At 64.2% G+C, this 254-nt stretch carries 1 protein-coding gene; it reads left to right on the forward strand.

Going from position 1 to position 254, the window contains the following annotated elements; all coding sequences use genetic code 11:
- Nucleotides 1-254, forward strand: a 254-nt coding sequence (locus tag LD028_RS09245) for a cation:dicarboxylate symporter family transporter (RefSeq protein ID WP_237811641.1), incomplete at both ends; no start/stop codon positions are given.

The raw sequence follows: 254 nt of genomic DNA on the forward strand, positions 1-254 counted from the left end.
GGAGGGAATTGCCAACTTCGCCGGGTCGTTCGGACTGTCCATCGGCCAAAACGGCTGCGCGGGGATTTATCCGGCGATGCTGGCCGTGATGGCGGCTCCGGCTGCTGGCGTCGACCCGCTGACGCCGTCGTTCATTCTGACGCTCATTCTCGTCGTTGCCCTCAGTTCGTTCGGAGTGGCGGGAGTGGGCGGCGGTGCGACATTTGCCGCTCTGATGGTGCTGTCGACGATGAATCTGCCGGTGGCGATCGTCG

It is taken from the genome of Anoxybacillus sp. LAT27, from assembly GCF_022030075.1.
Lineage (GTDB): Bacteria > Bacillota > Bacilli > Bacillales > Anoxybacillaceae > Anoxybacillus > Anoxybacillus kestanbolensis.